2 rRNA genes are annotated in these 1,355 nt (G+C 38.7%); both read right to left on the bottom strand.

From position 1 onward, the window contains the following. Positions 1-132: 132 nt before the first annotated feature. Positions 133-251, bottom strand: a 5S ribosomal RNA gene (gene rrf / locus ACAX61_RS19505). Positions 252-1,125: 874 nt separating this feature from the next. Next, positions 1,126-1,244, bottom strand: a 5S ribosomal RNA gene (gene rrf / locus ACAX61_RS19500). Positions 1,245-1,355 lie beyond the last annotated feature (111 nt).

Genomic DNA, 1,355 nt, shown 5'->3' with positions numbered 1-1,355 from the left:
AAACCTTTAAAGGATTGCATTAAATTCATTTGCTTTTATTAATTAATAATCTGAAAAACAAAAAACCATGCTCAACAATGGCCATGGTTTGATTGTAGTTTGGAAAATAGTTTTCTGGGAAAATCAAGAAAAAGTCAACAACACTGCGTATTCCCAATCGGTCACCCATATAAGTACTATCGCAGCCTTAAGGGGCTTGATTGCGGAGATCGGACGAGTTCCGATATGTCAACCTTAGTATGGCCGTTGACAATTACAAAGGTGTGATACATGTGGAAATAGAGCTCACATGGCATTGAAAGTGGGCTGAAATGAAAGAACGAGACTGGATGATGAAACTGAGAAAGGAATGCTTACAGGAAAACGTTGCCAACGAGTGCTAGCAACGTTCAAAGTGCTTTTTACACGACCCAACCATATGCTGAACGCGTATGACAGTCGTTTGCATACCAACATTGCACACAGGGCAACAATAACAACTGACACTATGATTGACATGATTGAGTCATCCAAACTTGATTTCATTTTCGTAAACCCTCTGATCAACCTCACCATTCCTTTATTGACCCAATGATAGATCAATAAGCGATCATCAAGGACACAAGTGCCAAGTTGATTGACAGTGTTGAAACAGTCATCAACAGCATGCGTCCGGTTCACGCTCGGAACGATGAGATGACGAGATCTTCATCGAGTAGGCACCCAGGGTCAAAATTTTTTAACATCCTGGCGACACAAACTTAAGGACATGATCCCTTGAAATTTGGTCTTAAGTTGGTTCTGGCACGGAATTTGTTGATACGTACACGGAAATTGTCAACAAATTTTGTCAAACATGCATATTTTGAGCAAGAAACTCAAGCTATTGCTTGTGTGTTACCGACTGTCATCGGATGGAAAGCTGTCACAACATATAACGAAACGAATTTCATTTCACTTTCACTTTATTAGTACTAAATAAATAAATCCATTGACCAATTTTCCATCACGGTTCTTTTAAAACCCGTAATGAAAACCGTCATCATGTCCCAACCATTTCCAACAATGTTTTCGATTGGATTTTTGATTGATTTTCTTTTTTGATTTTTTTTTCTATTGATTTTGATTTTCTTGATTGGAAAAAAAAGTCAACAACACTGCGTATTCCCAATCGGTCACCCATATAAGTACTATCGCAGCCTTACAAAGCTTGATTGCGGAGATCAGACGAGTTCCGATATGTCCTTCATAGTGTGGCCGTTGACAATTACAGCGTGTGTAAAATGATGAAATGGTTGGACATTTTGATATCATGCCGATTTTACTGTGAAAAACCGAAAATGTCCAGCCATCTACGATTGTTGGGTAAAGACTTG

This window comes from Sphingomonas sp. IW22 (assembly GCF_041321155.1).
Taxonomy (GTDB): domain Bacteria; phylum Pseudomonadota; class Alphaproteobacteria; order Sphingomonadales; family Sphingomonadaceae; genus Sphingomonas.
This window is presented reverse-complemented; position numbering and strand designations above follow the sequence as displayed.